The sequence below is a fragment of the Leucobacter sp. PH1c genome (genome assembly GCF_000633415.1).
Lineage (GTDB): Bacteria > Actinomycetota > Actinomycetes > Actinomycetales > Microbacteriaceae > Leucobacter.
On record NZ_AYMV01000021.1, the window covers coordinates 72924 to 88260 of the forward strand.

Sequence of the window (15337 nt, forward strand, 5' to 3'; positions counted from 1 at the left end):
GGTCAGAAGCGGGGGATCGGCCCGGCGGGGGCGCTGAGCGGCGCGGCCGTCGCATCCCGCACCTCCTGCAGCGATACTTCCACGGCGAGCTCGACGAGGGAGAGGCCGCGCGGGGTGACGTCGATGACGGCGAGGTCGGTGTAGATGCGCCCCACCTGGCCGCGCGCGGTGAGCGGAAGCGAGCACGCCTCGACGATCTTGGGCGCGCCCGCGCGGTCGACGTGGGTCATGATGACGCCGACGCGACGCGCCTTCTGCGCGAGCTCGATCGCCCCGCCCACGCCGGGGGCGGTCTTGCCCGGGATGCGCCAGTTCGCGAGATCTCCGTTGGCGGCGACCTGGAATGCGCCGAGGAGCGTGAGATCGAGACGGCCGGATCGGACGATGGCGAAGCTCACCGCGCTATCGCAGAAGCTCGTGCCGGGCACGCGGCTGAGGTAGGCGCCGCCCGAGTCGATGAGCGTGCGGTCCTCGGTGCCCGCGGGCGTGACGGGTCCGGCGCCGACGATGCCGTTCTCCGAGTGGACGCACACGGGCAGGGCGGGGTCGAGGTGCGCGAGCACCTGGGTGGGGAGGCCGATGCCGAGGTTCACGGTCATGCCGGGCGCGATGTCTGCCGCGGCGCGAGCGAGCATGCGGGCCTTCGTTCCGGGGGCGTTAGCGCTGGACGACATCGTAGACCTCCGGGAGAGCGGTGATGGGGGTGACGTGGTCGACGAAGGCGCCGGGCAGGTGGACGTCCTCGGCTGCGAGGGCGCCGAGCCCCACGACCCGCTCGGCCTCGACGATCGTGCGCTCCGCCGCCATCGCCATGAGCGGGGAGAAGTTGCGGGCGGAGCCCGCGAAGCGGAGGTTGCCGAAGGGATCCGCCTCGGCGGCGTGCACGAGCGCGAAGTCGGCGCGGAGCGCGGGCTCGAAGAGGGCGGTGCGCCCTTCCACCGATACCCGCTCGGTGCCGGCCTCGAGCTCCGTGCCCATCCCGATGTCGGTGACGATCCCGAGGAGCCCCGAGCCCGCCGCGCGGATGCGCTCGGCGAGGATCCCCTGCGGCACGAAGTCGACGCGGAGCTCTCCCGCGACCATCATGCGCATGGCGTTGGGGTTCAGCCCGATGTGTGTGGCGATCAAGCGGTCCACCTGCCCGTTCTGGAGGAGCAGATCGACGCCCATGCCCGCCTCATTCGCGTCGTTCTTGATGATCGTGAGGCCGCGGGGGCCCTGGCGCACGAGCTCGGCGATGAGGCGGAACGGGGTGCCGGGCACGCCGAAGCCGCCGAGCATCACGGTTGCGCCGTCGCGGATCTCGGCGACCGCCTCGGCCGCGCTCGCGTGCTTAGTGGGCAGCGGCATGGCGATCACGCTCCGTTCCGGGTGCGGTGGGGCGCTCGGAAGTGTGCTCGAGCACGTCGTCGCGCAGCTGCGGCGCGAGGACGAGGCACACGAGCGCCACGACGGTGAGGAGCACGTAGAACGCGATGACGCTCCAGATGCTGCCGGTTGCGATGAACAGGCCAGTCGCGATGAGGGGGGAGAGTCCGCCCCAGAGCGCGGATCCCGCGCTGTACGCGATGGACAGGCTCGTCTGCCGCGAGTCGGCGTCGAACATCTGCGACATGATCGCCGCGAGCGGCGCCCAGGTGGCATTCATCGTGACGCGCACGAGCGCGAGCAGTGCGAACAGGAGCCAGGTGGAGTGGCCCATGACGAGGAACGTGGGGATCACCGCGGCGACGGAGACCACGAGGCCGATCGCCATGACGCGCTTGCGACCCCAGCGGTCTGCGGCGATCCCGAGCGGGAGCGTGGAGAGGAGATGCCAGAACGAAGCGAAGGTCATGGCGTTGAGCACGAGCGTGGGGTCGAGCCCGACCGTCGCTCCCGTCGCGTACGCGGTCGCGAAGGTGGTCATGATGTAGTACCCGCCCGAGGAGATCGCGATGAGTCCGGTGCCGATGATGATCGCGCGCCAGTTGCGCTTGAACGCGAGCTTCGCGGGGAGCTCGACGGGCTGGGCAGCCGCGCTGCGCCGGGCCTGCGCCTCCGCGAAGACCGGGGTCTCCTCGACCTTCAGCCGCACCCAGAAACCGATGCCGATGAGGATTGCGGAGAGCAGGAAGGGGATCCGCCAGCCCCAGTCCATCATGAACTCCTGCCCGCCGAGGGTGAGGAGGGCGAAGATGCCCGAGGCGAGGAGCGCGCCCATCGGATTGCCGAGCTGGGGGAAGCTGCCGTAGAAGGACTTGTACTTCTCGGGGGCGTTCTCGACGGCCATGAGCACGGCGCCGCCCCACTCGCCGCCGACGGCGAGCCCCTGCAGCACGCGAAGCGCGACGAGCAGGATGGGTGCCGCGAAGCCCGCGGTCGCGAAGGTCGGGAGGAAGCCGACGAGCATCGTCGCGACGCCCATGAGGAGGAGCGTGAGCACGAGCGACTGGCGGCGGCCGATGCGATCGCCGATGTGGCCGAAGATGATGCCGCCGAGCGGCCGGACGAGGAAGCCGGTCGCGTAGGTCGCGAACGAGGCGAGCACGCCGAGCGCGGGCTCGACCTCGGGGAAGAAGAGTGGCCCGAAGATGAGGGCCGCCGCGGTGGCGAAGACGTAGAAGTCGTAGAACTCGATCGCCGTGCCGACGAACGAGGCGAAGCCCGCGCGGAGTGCGCGCCGGTGGCTGAAGGCCTGCGGGGAGGACATGGAGCTCGGATCTCCTTTGATGCGATGGAACGGGGGAGCCGCCGGGGCGGGCACTTGACCGAGATTATCAGCTTCGTGCATAGTTGATCATTGCAATTATTAATGGAGGTTATTGTGCGCCCGTATGAGCAGCGATTCGTCTGGAACCTGGACTGGAACCTCCTGCGCACCTTCACGGTGGTGGTCGAGCAGCAGGGCGTGACCCGCGCGGCCGAGTTCATGAGTGTGAGCCAGCCCACCGTCTCGAGTGCGCTCAAGCGGCTCGAATCGACGCTCGGGCAGACACTCCTCGACCGGCGCCCCGGCCACTTCGCGCTCACCGCGGCGGGCGAGGCACTCTACGCGCAGGGGAGTGAGATGTTCGGGGCCGTCGCCCGGATCCCGAACCTCATCGCCGCGGCCGATCGCGTCGTGTCTGGGCACATTGCCATCGCCACCACGAGCCACGTGGTGTCCCCGCACTACGATGCCGTGCTCGCGGACTTCGCTGCGCGCTTCCCGGAGGTCACGTTCACGGTCACGGTCACGGACAGCGCCGAGGTCGTGAGCCGGGTGCGGCAGAACACGGCGACGCTCGGGCTCTGCCTCCTCCGCGGCGACGAGGAATCCGGGCTCACGCACGACGTGCTCTATCGCGAGCGATTCGGGCTCTTCTGCGGGCCCGGGCACCCGCTGTTCGGGCGCGAGCGGATCCTCGCCGAGCAGCTCGCGGGCCAGCCGGCCGTCTCGTTCCAGACGGAGGCCGAGAACGGGCCGCTGTTCCATGTGCGGCAGCTGCGGGAGCACGCGCAGCTGCGCGCCGAGCCGCGCGCGGTCTCGGCGAACCTGCTCGAGGTGCGGCGGATGATCGTCGCGGGCCTCGGGATCGGGGCGCTGCCGCTCCATGTCGCGCGGGAGGACGTCGAGGCCGGGCTCCTCTGGCCCGTGCTCCCGGAGCGCGAGCTGCGCGAGACCGACATCAGTCTCGTGCGCAATCCGAAGCGCGCGCTCGATCGCGCGGAGGCGGTGTTCCTCGCCGAGCTCGATCGGCTCATCGCAGACGTTCCTCTCGCGGAGCGCAGCTACCGCTAGGGCTCGGACGCGCGGGGCGCCGCTCGCCGGCGCGCTACTCGGCGCCGAAGGGGTGCTCGGTGAGGAGCACTTCGGCGGTGCGCTCGATGTCCGCGGCCAGGGCCGCTGCGGCGGCGTCGGCGTCGCCCGCCCGGAGCGCCGCGAGAATGTCGGCGTGCCGCGCGTGCAGCGAGCTCGTGCCGAGCAGCACCCAGCGCGCCTCCCAGAAGAGGGGGCTGCGGCGCAGCCAGAGCGTCTCGATGAAGCTGAGGACGAGGGGAGCCTCGGCGGCCCGGAAGAGCGTGAACAGGAACTCCGTGTCGGCGCGCTGCGTGCCGACGGGGTCGCCCGCAGCCTTCGCGTGCGCGAAGGCGTCGAGCTGCGCGTCGAGCGCGCCGAGGGTCTTCGGGCCGAGGCGCGGAGCGGCGAGCGTGAGCGCGTGGGGTTCGAGCTGCGCGCGGAGGCCCGCGAGCTCCGTGAACTCGGCGCGGCTGAGCCGGGGCACGATCGCGGTGCCCGCCGCGGTCGTGTCGAGCGCCCGCTCGCTGACGAGGCGTCGGATCGCGGCGCGCACGGGCATGGGGCTGAGGCCCAGCCGATCCGCGGCGCCGCGGATGGAGAGGCGGTCGCCCGGGGCGAAGCCGCCGACGATGAGCTCGTGGCGCAGCGCTGCGTACGCCTCCTCCTCGAGGGCGCCCGGCGGGGTGGGCTGTGCGGGGGTCATGCGTCCCATTGAAGCAGAGATCCGGATCGAAGATCACCCCGAGCGGTATTTTGTGATCACAATTTATGGCATAGTGTGATCGAAACTTGATTCCGTTGTCTCGCCGAAAGGACCGCACGCATGTCGAACCTCTTTTACCAGGCCCGCGGCCGGCGGCCGATCGCCACCCGTGCCGAGGGCATCTACATCTGGGACGAGACGGGGCGACGGGTGATCGACGGCGCGAGCGGGGCCATGGTCGTGAATATCGGGCACTCGAACCCGCACGTGCGCGAGGCCATGCACGCGCAGCTCGACCGGGCCACGTTCCTCTACCGCCTGCAGTTCGAGAACGAGCCCGCCGAGCGCTTCGCGACCGCGCTCGCCGAGCGTCTGCCCGCCGAGCTCGAAAAGGTGTTCTTCGTCTCGGGCGGATCCGAGGCCGTGGAATCTGCGCTCAAGCTCGCGCGGCAGTGGGCCGTCGCGACGGGGCAGCCCGAGCGGTGGAAGATCATCTCGCGCTTCCCCGGCTACCACGGCTCCACGCTCGGCGCGCTCGCGGTGACGGGTTACGACCTCCTCACGCAGCACTACCTGCCGCTCATGCGGGAAATGCCGAAGATCGCCGCGCCCACGGCGTATCTCGACCGCGACGCGCTCACGATGGAGGAGCGCGGGCTGCGCTACGCCCAGCTGCTCGAGGAGCAGATCCTCGCCGAGGGGCCGGAAAGCGTGCTCGCGTTCATCATGGAGCCCATCGGCGGGGCGACGACGGGCGCGCTCGTCGCGCCCGACAGCTACTACGCACGCATCCGGGAGATCTGCGACCGCTACGGGATCCTGCTCATCCACGACGAGGTGATGAGCGGCGCCGGGCGCACGGGCGCCTATCTCGGCGGCGACCACTGGGGCTGCCGCCCGGACATCGTGGCCCTGTCGAAGGGGCTCGGCGCTGGCTACGCGCCGCTCGGCGCGATGGTCGCGCCCGAGCGCATCGTTGAGCCCGTGCTCGCCGCGGGCGGCTTCGCCCACGGCCACACCTACGCGGGCAACCCGCTCGCGAGTGCGGCGGGCCTCGCCGTGCTCGAAGAGATCGACCGGCTCGATCTGCTCGGCAACGCCACGGCGATGGGGGACCGGCTGATCGCGGGCCTCCGGGAGCTCGCCGAGCGCCACCCCGTGATCGGCGACGTGCGCGGCAAGGGCCTGCTGCTCGCCGTCGAGTTCGTCGCCGACCGCGAGACGATGGAGCCGCTCGCCCCCGAGCTGAACGCGCACGAGCGCATGGTCGAGCTCGCCTTCGATCGCGGGCTGATCCTCTACTCGCGGCGCACGCGCGGTGGCCGCTCGGGCGACCACGTCCTGGTCTGCCCGCCCATGATCGTCACGCCCGAGCAGGTGGACCGCATCCTCGAGATCCTCGACGACACGCTCCGGGCGCTCGAGCGCGAGCTCGGGCTGCCGACCGCATGAGCGCCGGCACGCCGCGGCTCGTGCAGACCGCGCGCGGCCCCGTACCGCTCGCGGAGCTCGGGCCCACGCTCTCGCACGAGCACCTCTTCATTAATCTGATGGCGGAGCGGCGCGGCGACGGTCTCCTCCACGACGAGGAGCTCATGGCGAGCGAGCTCGCGGTGTTCGCGGAGCAGGGCGGCGGAGCGATCCTCGATCTCACGACGGCCGAGCTCACGCCGGGGTCGACGCTCGACTCGGAGCGCGACTTCGACGCGCGGAGCCCCGGGCAGACCCGCAACCCCCGAGCCGTCGAGGCGATCCGGCGCATCAGCGCAGCGACGGGCATTCATGTGCTGCTCGGCACCGGGCGGTACCGCGACCCTTTCATCGACCCCGAACTCGTCGCCCGGCTCGGCGTAGCGGGGCTCGCGGCGGAGATGGTGCACGACCTCACGGTCGGCTTCGGCGATACGGGCGTGCGCGCGGCGCTGATCGGCGAGATCGGTGCGGACAAGTGGTTCATCTCCGAGACGGAGGAGTCGGTGTTCCGCGCGGCGGCTGAGGCGAGCCTCGAGACCGGCGCCCCCGTCTACACGCACGCCGCGCGCTGGGCCGTGGGGCGCGAGCAGTCCGATCTGCTCCTCGGCTGCGGCGTGCGCCCGGAACGCGTCGCGATCGGCCACGTCGACACCGTGCCGAGCGTGGACTACGCGGTGGAGCTCGCGGAGCGCGGCCACTTCGTTGGGATCGACACCATCTATTCCCTCGCTCCGCAGCAGATCGCGCATCGGGTGGCGCAGGTGCGCGCCCTGATCGACGCGGGCCACGCGGATCGGATCCTCCTCGCCCACGACGTGTGCGTCGCGTCCAGCCTGCGCGCCGCGGGCGGGCCGGGGTTCGGGCTCGTGATGGGGGAGTTCCGGGCCGCGCTCGCGGAGGCGGGCGTCGGCGCTGACGTCTTCATGCGGATCATGGTGGAGAACCCCGCGAGGTTCCTCGCCTAGCTCAGCCGCGCCGGGCGGCGCGGGAAATGAGCCCAGCGCCCGACCGGGTGGGCGGTTCCGGAGGGGCGCTGGGAGTATGAGGGGCGCGGCGCTCGCGCAGTCAGTCCGCCCGCGGCGGCGTGAGCGCCGTGGGGGCGAGGCGCGCGAGCTGGGTCACGTGGCGCGGCTCGAGCTCGTCGAGCGAGGAGACGCCGAGCAGCGTCATGGTGCGCTCGATCTCGCTGCGCAGGATCGCGATCATGCGGTCGACGCCCTCGCGCCCGCCCGCCATGAGCCCGTAGAGGTACGCGCGGCCCACGAGCGCGAAGCGCGCGCCGAGCGCGACCGAGGCTACGATGTCGGCGCCGTTCATGATCCCCGTGTCGACCATGATGTTCGCGTCGCGTCCCACCTCGCGCACGACGTGCGGGAGGAGGTGGAACGGGATCGGCGCGCGGTCGAGCTGCCGGCCGCCGTGGTTCGAGAGCACGATGCCGTCGACGCCCTGCTCCACGAGGCGCACGGCGTCGGGCACGTTCTGCACGCCCTTCACGACGAGCTTGCCCGGCCAGAGCTCGCGGATCACGGCGAGGTCGTCGTACGAGATGGTGGGATCCATTGCCGCGTTCAGGAGGTCGCCCACGGTGCCGCCCGTCTCTGAGAGCGAGGCGAACTCGAGCTTCGGCGTCGTGAGGAAGTCGAACCACCACCAGGGGCGCGGGATCGCGTTCAGGATGGTCCCGGCGGTGAGCTGCGGCGGGATCGAGAAGCCGTTGCGGCGGTCGCGCATGCGGTTGCCCGCGATGGGGGTGTCGACCGTGAACATGAGCGTGTCGAACCCGGCCGCCGCGGCGCGCTCGACGAGCCCGTAGGAGATGTCGCGGTCGCGCATGACGTACAGCTGGAACCAGTTGCGCCCGTCGGGGTTCGCGGCGCGCACGTCCTCGATCGAGGTCGTGCCGAGGGTCGAGAGCGTGAACGGAATCCCCGCGGCCCCCGCGGCGCCCGCGCCGGCGATCTCGCCCTCCGTCTGCATGAGCCGGGTGAAGCCGGTCGGGGCGATGCCGAAGGGGAGGGCGGAGCGCCCGCCGAGGATCTCGGTCGACGCGTCGACGTCGGCCGCCGGGCGGAGGATGTCGGGGTGGAACTCGACGTCCTCGAAGGCCTGGCGTGCGCGGGCCAGCGAGATCTCGGCCTCCGCGCTGCCGTCCGTGTAGTCGAAGGCGGCCTTCGGGGTGCGGCGCTGGGCGATCCGGCGCAGGTCGTAGGTGGTGAGCGCGCGATCGAGCCGGCGCTTGCGGCCGTTGAGCTCGGGGGCCTTGAAACGCAGGAGCTCGAAGAGCTCCGCGGGGCGGGGGAACTGGCGCTGCACCATTGGACTCCAATCGGCGGGACCGCTGGCGGTCCGCATGTGGCCAGACCATGTGGTCCGACCACATGGAGTGTACGTGCTTGCTGCGTCGCGCGTCAAGCCGCGCTGCGCGGGATCAGGCGGAAGCGGCGCCCGCGGCGGTCGTCTCGGCGTAGTAGCCCGAGATGTGCGCCCGGAGCAGGGCGCCGGCGGCCTCGCCGTTCCCCGTGGCGAGCGCTTCGAGGATCTCGCGATGCTCGGCGCGCAGCCGCCCCGCGGTGCTCTGCCAGTCGGGGAGCGCGCGGGCGAGCTCGGCCGTGTGATCGGCGATCGCGATTCTGAGCGCCTCCATGAGGGTGCTGATGAGGGGGTTCCCCGCCGCTCGCGAGAGCGTCGCGTGGAACTCCGCGTCGAGCGCGAGGAATTCGTCCGGGCCGATCCCGGGGGCGTCCATGCGCTCGAGCAGCGCGTCCGCGGCTGCGCGGTCGAGCCCCGCGGGCGAGGAGTGCGTTGCGGCCCAGTGCTCCAGCAGGAGCCGGGTCTCGGCCACGTGATCGTGCCCCACGCGCCGCGTGGCGAGCTCGAGGTGCAGCGAGAGCGCGAAGGCCTGCTCGGGCGCTGCGGTGATGATCGTGCCGGATCGCGGGCCGGATCCGGTCGCGGTCGTGATCGTCCCGAGCGCCTCGAGCACCCGGAGCGCCTCGCGCAGCGAGCTCCGAGACACCTGGAGCGTCTCGGCCAGGGCGCGCTCGCCCGGGAGGTGGTCGCCGATGTGCAGGCGGCCGCTCGCGAGCTCCGCCGTCACCCAGTCCATGACGACCTCGTGCGCTTTCATCGCCCGATTATCTCAGTTTCCGCGCTCGAGCTGCGCGGCCACGGCGTCGAGCACGGTCTCGGGGGAGCCGTTCGCGTCGTAGACGGCGACCACCACGCGCTGCGGGGCGCCCGCGGCTGCGGGGTCCAGCCACGGGGCGTAGAGCCCGGCGACCCGCCGCAGGTCCCGGGTCACCTCGCTCGGCGCGTCGTGTACCGAGCCGCGCAGCCAGCCGCGCAGCGTGGCGTTGTGCACGGCGACGAGCGAGGCCGCGAGCGCGGGCGCAACCCACTCGGGGGTGCTCGACGGCGCGGCTCCGCGGATGAAGCGCGCGTACACGCGCTCGTAGCGGTGCGTGATGACGAGCTCGCGGTCGCGGAGCGCGGGCGTCTCGCGCATCAGCTCGAAGCGGAGCCGGGCGGCTTCGGGGTCGCGGGTGAGGAGCCGCAGCACATCGGCCGTGCCCTGCACGAGCGCTTCCCCGGCCGCGAGCTGCGTGGCGCCCAGGAACGCCTCCAGCTGGGCGAGCGCGTGGTCGTGATCCGAGAAGATCACGTCGTCCTTGCTGCCGAAGCGGCGGAAGAAGGTACTGCGGCTCATGCCGACCGCGTCGGCGAGGTCCTCCGCCGTGGTCGCCTCGTAGCCGCGCTCGGCGAGTCGGCGGATGGCCGCCGCGGCGCTGTTCGGCACCGCCCGGCCGCCCGCGAGGCCGCTGCCCCCGGCGGCGTCGCCGCGCGGGAGAGCGGACGGGGGGCGGACTGGCTTCGAGATCATACGCCGAAGCTAGCACAGGAGTCCGTTGTGGGACTCCGTTTCATTCGGGCGTGCGCTGCGCGTGAGGATTGTGCGAACCCGAGAGGCGCGCCTCGCGGGCTTGACCTGGCACCGCGTCTCAGGCAGTCTCGGGGCAAGCACCAGGGCGGTGCGGAGAGGACGTCGACATGTCGCACCCCGGGAAGGGCCCCACCCCGCAGGGCACGCTGGAGCCCGAGTACGAGCTCTGGGAGCCGATCGACCCCGATGTCGCGGGCGTCTTCCGCGGCCTCCCCGCAGAGGATCTCGCCTACCGCGACCGGGCGCGCGCGTTCGTGCAGGACGAGGTGCGCCCCGTCATCGCAGGGATCTGGGATCGGGCCGAGTACCCGCTCGAGCTCGCGGTGCGACTCGGCGAGCTCGACCTCCTCCGCGACGGCGTCGACGTGCCCGGCTTCCCGGAGCAGAGCCTCCTCGCGGCGAGCCTCACGACGATGGAGCTCGCCCGTGGCGACGGCTCGATCGCCACGATCGTCGGCGTGCAGGGCGGCCTCGCGCTCCGCTCCGTCGCCCAGTGCGGCTCCGACGCGCAGCGCGAGCGGTGGCTCGGCCCGCTCGCCCGCGGCTCCGAGCTCGGCGCCTTCGCGCTCACCGAGCCCACGCACGGCTCCGATTCCGTGAGCCTCGAGACTCGTGCCGAAACCACCGCGGACGGCGGCGTGCGCATCACGGGCCACAAGAAGTGGATCGGCTCCGGCAGCGTGGGCCACCTTGCGGTCGTGTGGGCGCGCGGTGACGACGGGAAGGTGCAGGGCTTCCTCGTGCCCCAGGACGCGCCGGGCTACCGCGCCTCCACGATCGAGGGCAAGGTGTCGCTGCGCGCGATCTGGCAGGCCGAGATCGAGCTCGACGGCGTGGAGCTCGGCCCCGAGGCGCGCATGCCCGGGGCGAACTCGTTCGCGGACACGGCGCGCGTGCTCCAGGCCACGCGCCTCGGCGTCGCGTGGGCGGCGCTCGGGCAGGCGACCGCGGTCTACGAGACCGCGGTGCACTACGCGGCGCAGCGCGTGCAGTTCGGCCGGCCGCTCGCCGCCTCGCAGATCGTGCAGGCTCGCCTCGCGGAGATGCTGAGCGGACTCACCTCGCTGCAGTCGCTCCTCATGCAGCTCACCCGCGCGGAGGAGCGCGGGGAGCTCTCGGGGCCCGGCGCCTCGCTCGGGAAGTACACGGCGACGCGCACGGCGCGGGATCTGGCCCGCAACGCGCGCGACTTGCTCGGCGGGAACGGGATCCTGCTCGAGAACCGCGTGGCGCGGCACTTCGCCGACATCGAGGCGCTGCACACTTACGAGGGCACGGAGACCGTGCAGGCGCTCATCATCGGCCGCGAGATCACGGGCGTTTCCGCTTTCGTGTAGGCCAAGGGCGCCCGCGGCGCCCGCTGAATCGGGTGCCGCGGCGGGCGCGGCCCGTTCTGCGGGCCAGGCCGCTCAGCGGGCCGGGGCCGCGAGCGCGCCCGTCTCGAACGCGAGCCAGAGCAGTGCCCGCTCGGTCGGATCGTCGAGGGCGACGCCGAGCTCGCGCTCCGCTTCGCGCAGCCGGCTGTTGAGCGTCTGCCGGTGCACGCCGAGCGCCTCCGCCGCCCGCTCGAGTGCGCCGTTTGCCGCAAGGAACGCGTGCAGGGTGGCGGTGAGGCGTGTCCGGGCCGGCGCACCGAGCGCGTCGAGGTGGGCGCGCCACTCGGCGAAGACGGGCGGTGCGCCGCTCCCGCGGAACCAATCGCTCAGCAGCTCGTCGGTGCCGAGCTCGTCGCTGCACAGCACGCGGCGCTCCGGCCGGTCGGCCGTCGCCCGATACGCTCGGCGGGCCTCCTCGCAGAGCCCGGGCACGGCCCCGGGCTCGCCCGTCGCGCTCACGCCCGCCCGCCACTCGGCAAGCGCGCCCTGCTCGCCGCGGATGAAGGCGTCGATCGCCGCAGCCGCGGCAGCGGACTCCGTCGCCGGGAGCACGACGAAGAACCCGTCCTCCGCCGCGGCGAGAAGCGGCGTCGCGGCGGGGACGCCCGCCGTGAGTCCCGTGGCCAGCGCGGACTTGAGGAGGAGACCGGCCGCCGGTTCGCGGCGTGCGCGGGCGCCCGCGCGCGGTGACGGTCCGAAGTACGCGACGGAGCAGGCGGTGGCGCCGGGGAAGAGGATCTCGAACAGGCGCGGGTCCGCGCTCATGCCGCCGGAGACGGCCTCGGCGACGAGCTGCTCGCGGAGCGATGCGGCGAGCCCGGGAAGCGCGGCGGTGTCCCGCGAGAGGTCGATGAACGTTGCGATCGAGCCGATGAGCCCCTGCTCGAGCGGCGTGTAGCGGCGGCGGCGCGCGACGGCGATCGGCGATCCCGCCGTGCTCGCGAGCTGGAGGAAGAGCGCGCCCGCTGAGGTGCTCGCGGTCGTCCTGCCCGAGGCGACGTGCCGCGACAGTTCCGTCGCGACCGTGCGCAGCTCTGCCGCGTCGAGCGTTGTGCCGGGGGAGGGCGCCTGGCGCAGCCCCTCGGGCGCCGCCCACACCACCGCGGCGTCGAGCTCGCGCCCCAGGCGCTCGAGCCCCTCGACCTGCTGCGCGGGGCTCGCGTTCGTGTACGCGAGCCGTTGCTGCACCTCGAGCATGTGGCGCACCTGGTCGAGCTGGCGGTCGGCGTGCCTGCGGGCGACGAACTCGGACACCGCGATGTAGGGCGTCGAGAGCGGGATGCGCAGCAGCGGGATCTGGTGCGCATCCGCCGCGGCCACCCACTCGGCGGGGATCTCCGGGGCGATGAGGCCGACTCCGAAGCCGACGGCCGCGACGCCGCGCTCGGCGAGCGCGGCGAAATACGCGTCGAGTTCGGGGACCGAGCGCTCGACGAGTCCCGTAGTGAGGAGGAGCAGATCTCGCGCCAGCCACGGGCTGGGATCCCGGATCTCGGCGACGTGCACCTGCGACACCTGCCGATGCACGTGCGCGTGGCCCGTCGCGCAGCTCAGCGAGAGCGCGGGATCGGCGAGAAGATCGGCAACCGTGGGAGACATATTCGCGATTGTAGTGAGCGATCCGAAAATCTTCACGGTATCCGTGATTGTGTCGGCGGGTCGGTCTCGCCAGGCTGGAGAGCACACCCGCACCGTCGTCACGAGGAGACCGCACATGACCGCACCCGCTCGCAGCTTCGAACTGATCGGCGCGCCCTTCGACGGCGCCTCGACGCTCGGCTTCCCGGGCTCGCGCTTCGCGCCCGAGCGGATCCGGCACGCCCTCGGGTGGATCACCCAGCGGGTCGAGGACGGGCGCGTGTTCTCGCTCGAGACCGGCCAGCTGCACGGTGCCCCGCAGCTGCTCGACGGCGGCGACGCCGATGTGGTCGCGCACGACCTCATGACCACGCTCGCCCGCACGAGCGCCCGCGTTTCAGAGAGCGTCCGGGCGGGGCACGTGCCGATCCTCCTCGGCGGCGACGACTGCTTCCTGTTCGCCGGCACGCAGGGGCTGCACGACGCGACCTCCGGTTCCGTCGCTGTGATCCACTTCGACGCGCACCTCGACGTGATGGACGAGAACGTGCAGCAGGGCACCCACAGCCAGTCGAGCGGCATGCGCCGCTCGCTCGAACTGCCGCGGGCGAGCACCGAGCACAGCATCCAGGTGGGCCTCCGCCACTTCAACTTCCCGTCCTCCCACGACTACCTGGCCGACTCCGGGCTCGCGCGCATCACCGCGGCCGAGTTCGCCGAGATCGGCACGGAGGCGGCGATCGCGCGGATCCTCGACCGCGTCGCAGGCGCCGATCACGTGCACCTGTCGTTCGACATCGACGCGATCGACCCCGCCCATGCCCCGGGCGCCGGGGCGCTCGAGCCGGGCGGGATCACCTCGCGTCAGGCGATCGACACCGTTGCCGCGCTCGCCCCGTACTGCGATTCCTTCGCGATCACCGAGGTGAACCCGATGACCGACCACCAGGACATGACCGCGACCCTCGCGGCCTACCTCTGCTACTACTTCGCGGTGTTCGGGCAGCACCCGGCCGCGCAGTAGCCCCGTGGGAGGCGGCGCGCCGCCTCCCCGCCCGTGAGACCATGAACAAAGGAGTGAATGCGATGACTGATCAGCGCGTCGGGGAATCCCCGCGCCTCGACACGGGGACCGTGAACGTGGTCCGGAAACAGGAGCTGCGCCGAGCGGTGCGCGGCACCTTCGTCGGCAACGTGATGGAGTGGTACGACGTCGGCGTCTTCGGCTACCTGATCGTCACCCTCGGCCCGGTCTTCCTGCCGGACGCCGACCGCGCCACGCAGGTGATCTTCATGCTCGGCACCTTCGCGAGCACCTACCTGTTCCGCCCGCTCGGCGGCCTGTTCTTCGGCTGGCTCGGCGACAAGATCGGCCGCAAGCGCGTGCTGTTCCTCACCCTCACGCTCGTCGCCGTCGCGACGTTCCTGATCGGCCTCCTGCCGAGCCACGCCACGATCGGCTCCCTCGCCGCGGTGCTGCTCGTCGCGCTGAAGATCCTGCAGGGCTTCTCCGCGGGCGGCGAGTTCACGGGTGCCCTCACCTTCATCACCGAGTCGGCGCCCGACCGCAAGCGCGGGTTCTACGCGGCGTTCCTCGACGGCGGCAGCTACCTCGGCTTCGTGCTCGGCGCAGCGATCGTCACGTTCATGCAGGTCACCTTCGGGCAGGCCGCCATGGAGGACGGGCTCTGGCGTGTGCCCTTCCTGATCGCCGGCCCGCTCGGGCTCGTCGCGGTGTACCTCCGCATGCGCGTGGAGGAGTCGCCGCACTTCGCCGCGCTCGCCGCCGAGCAGGCGAGCACGGGGCAGGCGGCGCTCCGCGTGAACCCCCTCCGGGTGTTCGCGGCGAACTGGCGCCCGATGCTGCTCGTGATCCTCCTGGTCGCGGCAGCGAACTCCGCCGGCTACGCGTTCACCTCGTACATGCCGACGTACCTCTCGACCGTGCTCGAGCACGACGCTGTGCAGGGGAACCTCTTCTCGCTGCCGCTCATGCTCCTCATGGCCTGCCTCATGCCCTTCGTCGGCATGCTCTCCGACCGCGTCGGCCGCAAGCCGGTGCTCACGGCAGCGGCGGTCTGGATCGTGCTGCTCAGCTTCCCGGCGTTCCAGCTCATCGCGTCGGACTCGCCCGTTGCGATCGTCGGCGGGCTCGCACTGATCGGGATCCCGGTCGCGCTGTACATGGGCACGCTCGCCTCGACCTACCCGGCGCTCTTCCCGACGGCGTCGCGGAACACGAGCCTCGGCGTCTCGTACAACATCTCGATCGCCCTGTTCGGCGGCACCGCGCCGCTCGTGATCGACACGCTGGTGCGCACCACGGGCAACGCCGCCGCGGCCGCGTTCTACCTCATGGGCATGTCGGTGATCGGCCTCATCGCGATCCGCCTGATCCCGGAGACCGCGGGGCAGCCGCTCTCCGGCTCCGAGCCCAATGTCGAGACGGAGCTCGAAGCGCACGAGATCCACACGGCGCGCTTGGCCGCCGGGCGCTAAGC

At 72.0% G+C, this 15337-nt stretch carries 14 protein-coding genes; 6 read left to right on the forward strand and 8 right to left on the reverse strand.

Going from position 1 to position 15337, the window contains the following annotated elements:
* Positions 1 to 2: 2 nt before the first annotated feature.
* From U874_RS0107895 to U874_RS15365, 3 genes are read right to left on the reverse strand one after another with little or no spacing between them, the layout of a single operon-like run.
* Positions 3 to 674, reverse strand: a complete 672-nt coding sequence (locus U874_RS0107895) for a 3-oxoacid CoA-transferase subunit B (RefSeq protein WP_198525829.1) — start codon at positions 672 to 674, stop codon at positions 3 to 5.
* Positions 658 to 1350: a CoA transferase subunit A gene (locus tag U874_RS0107900; protein ID WP_029987970.1), complete on the reverse strand. Its 693-nt coding sequence runs from the start codon at positions 1348 to 1350 to the stop codon at positions 658 to 660. The genes U874_RS0107895 and U874_RS0107900 overlap by 17 nt, the downstream gene beginning before the upstream one ends.
* Entirely contained in the window at positions 1334 to 2692 is a 1359-nt protein-coding gene (locus U874_RS15365; protein ID WP_025133998.1) for an MFS transporter, read from the reverse strand. The genes U874_RS0107900 and U874_RS15365 overlap by 17 nt, the downstream gene beginning before the upstream one ends.
* 102 nt (positions 2693 to 2794) lie before the next feature.
* Between U874_RS15365 and U874_RS0107910 the strand changes: the two genes are divergently transcribed.
* Entirely contained in the window at positions 2795 to 3763 is a 969-nt protein-coding gene (locus tag U874_RS0107910) for a LysR family transcriptional regulator (RefSeq protein WP_029987972.1), read from the forward strand.
* Between the two features lie 34 nt (positions 3764 to 3797).
* On the opposite strand, the gene U874_RS0107915 is transcribed toward U874_RS0107910, so the two are convergent.
* Positions 3798 to 4466, reverse strand: coding sequence for a GntR family transcriptional regulator (locus U874_RS0107915; RefSeq protein WP_198525830.1), 669 nt, complete (start codon positions 4464 to 4466; stop codon positions 3798 to 3800).
* Positions 4467 to 4586: 120 nt separating this feature from the next.
* Between U874_RS0107915 and U874_RS0107920 the strand changes: the two genes are divergently transcribed.
* Entirely contained in the window at positions 4587 to 5918 is a 1332-nt protein-coding gene (locus tag U874_RS0107920) for an aspartate aminotransferase family protein (RefSeq protein WP_025134001.1), read from the forward strand.
* On the forward strand, positions 5915 to 6904 hold the full coding sequence (locus tag U874_RS0107925) for a phosphotriesterase (protein WP_025134002.1): 990 nt from the start codon (positions 5915 to 5917) through the stop codon (positions 6902 to 6904). Before U874_RS0107920 ends, U874_RS0107925 begins: the two co-directional genes overlap by 4 nt.
* A gap of 100 nt (positions 6905 to 7004) precedes the next feature.
* On the opposite strand, the gene U874_RS0107930 is transcribed toward U874_RS0107925, so the two are convergent.
* From U874_RS0107930 to U874_RS0107940, 3 genes are all read right to left on the reverse strand, one after another.
* Positions 7005 to 8258 carry an alpha-hydroxy acid oxidase gene (locus U874_RS0107930; RefSeq protein ID WP_025134003.1) on the reverse strand — a complete coding sequence of 418 codons (1254 nt, stop codon included), beginning with the start codon at positions 8256 to 8258 and terminating at the stop codon, positions 7005 to 7007.
* Between the two features lie 112 nt (positions 8259 to 8370).
* Positions 8371 to 9069, reverse strand: a complete 699-nt coding sequence (locus U874_RS0107935; RefSeq protein WP_025134004.1) for a FadR/GntR family transcriptional regulator — start codon at positions 9067 to 9069, stop codon at positions 8371 to 8373.
* A gap of 12 nt (positions 9070 to 9081) precedes the next feature.
* Entirely contained in the window at positions 9082 to 9822 is a 741-nt protein-coding gene (locus tag U874_RS0107940; protein ID WP_025134005.1) for a TetR/AcrR family transcriptional regulator, read from the reverse strand.
* A 167-nt stretch (positions 9823 to 9989) separates the two neighbouring features.
* Between U874_RS0107940 and U874_RS0107945 the strand changes: the two genes are divergently transcribed.
* The gene (locus tag U874_RS0107945; protein ID WP_025134006.1) at positions 9990 to 11219 is read left to right on the forward strand and encodes an acyl-CoA dehydrogenase family protein; all 1230 of its coding nucleotides are present in this window, start codon (positions 9990 to 9992) and stop codon (positions 11217 to 11219) included.
* A 72-nt stretch (positions 11220 to 11291) separates the two neighbouring features.
* On the opposite strand, the gene U874_RS0107950 is transcribed toward U874_RS0107945, so the two are convergent.
* Positions 11292 to 12857, reverse strand: a complete 1566-nt coding sequence (locus U874_RS0107950) for a PucR family transcriptional regulator (RefSeq protein WP_025134007.1) — start codon at positions 12855 to 12857, stop codon at positions 11292 to 11294.
* A 115-nt stretch (positions 12858 to 12972) separates the two neighbouring features.
* Here U874_RS0107950 and U874_RS0107955 point away from each other — a divergent pair, with 115 nt between their 5' ends.
* Both U874_RS0107955 and U874_RS0107960 read left to right on the forward strand, forming a co-directional pair.
* Positions 12973 to 13860, forward strand: coding sequence for an arginase family protein (locus U874_RS0107955; RefSeq protein ID WP_025134008.1), 888 nt, complete (start codon positions 12973 to 12975; stop codon positions 13858 to 13860).
* Positions 13861 to 13922: 62 nt separating this feature from the next.
* Entirely contained in the window at positions 13923 to 15335 is a 1413-nt protein-coding gene (locus U874_RS0107960; protein WP_025134009.1) for an MFS transporter, read from the forward strand.
* Positions 15336 to 15337 lie beyond the last annotated feature (2 nt).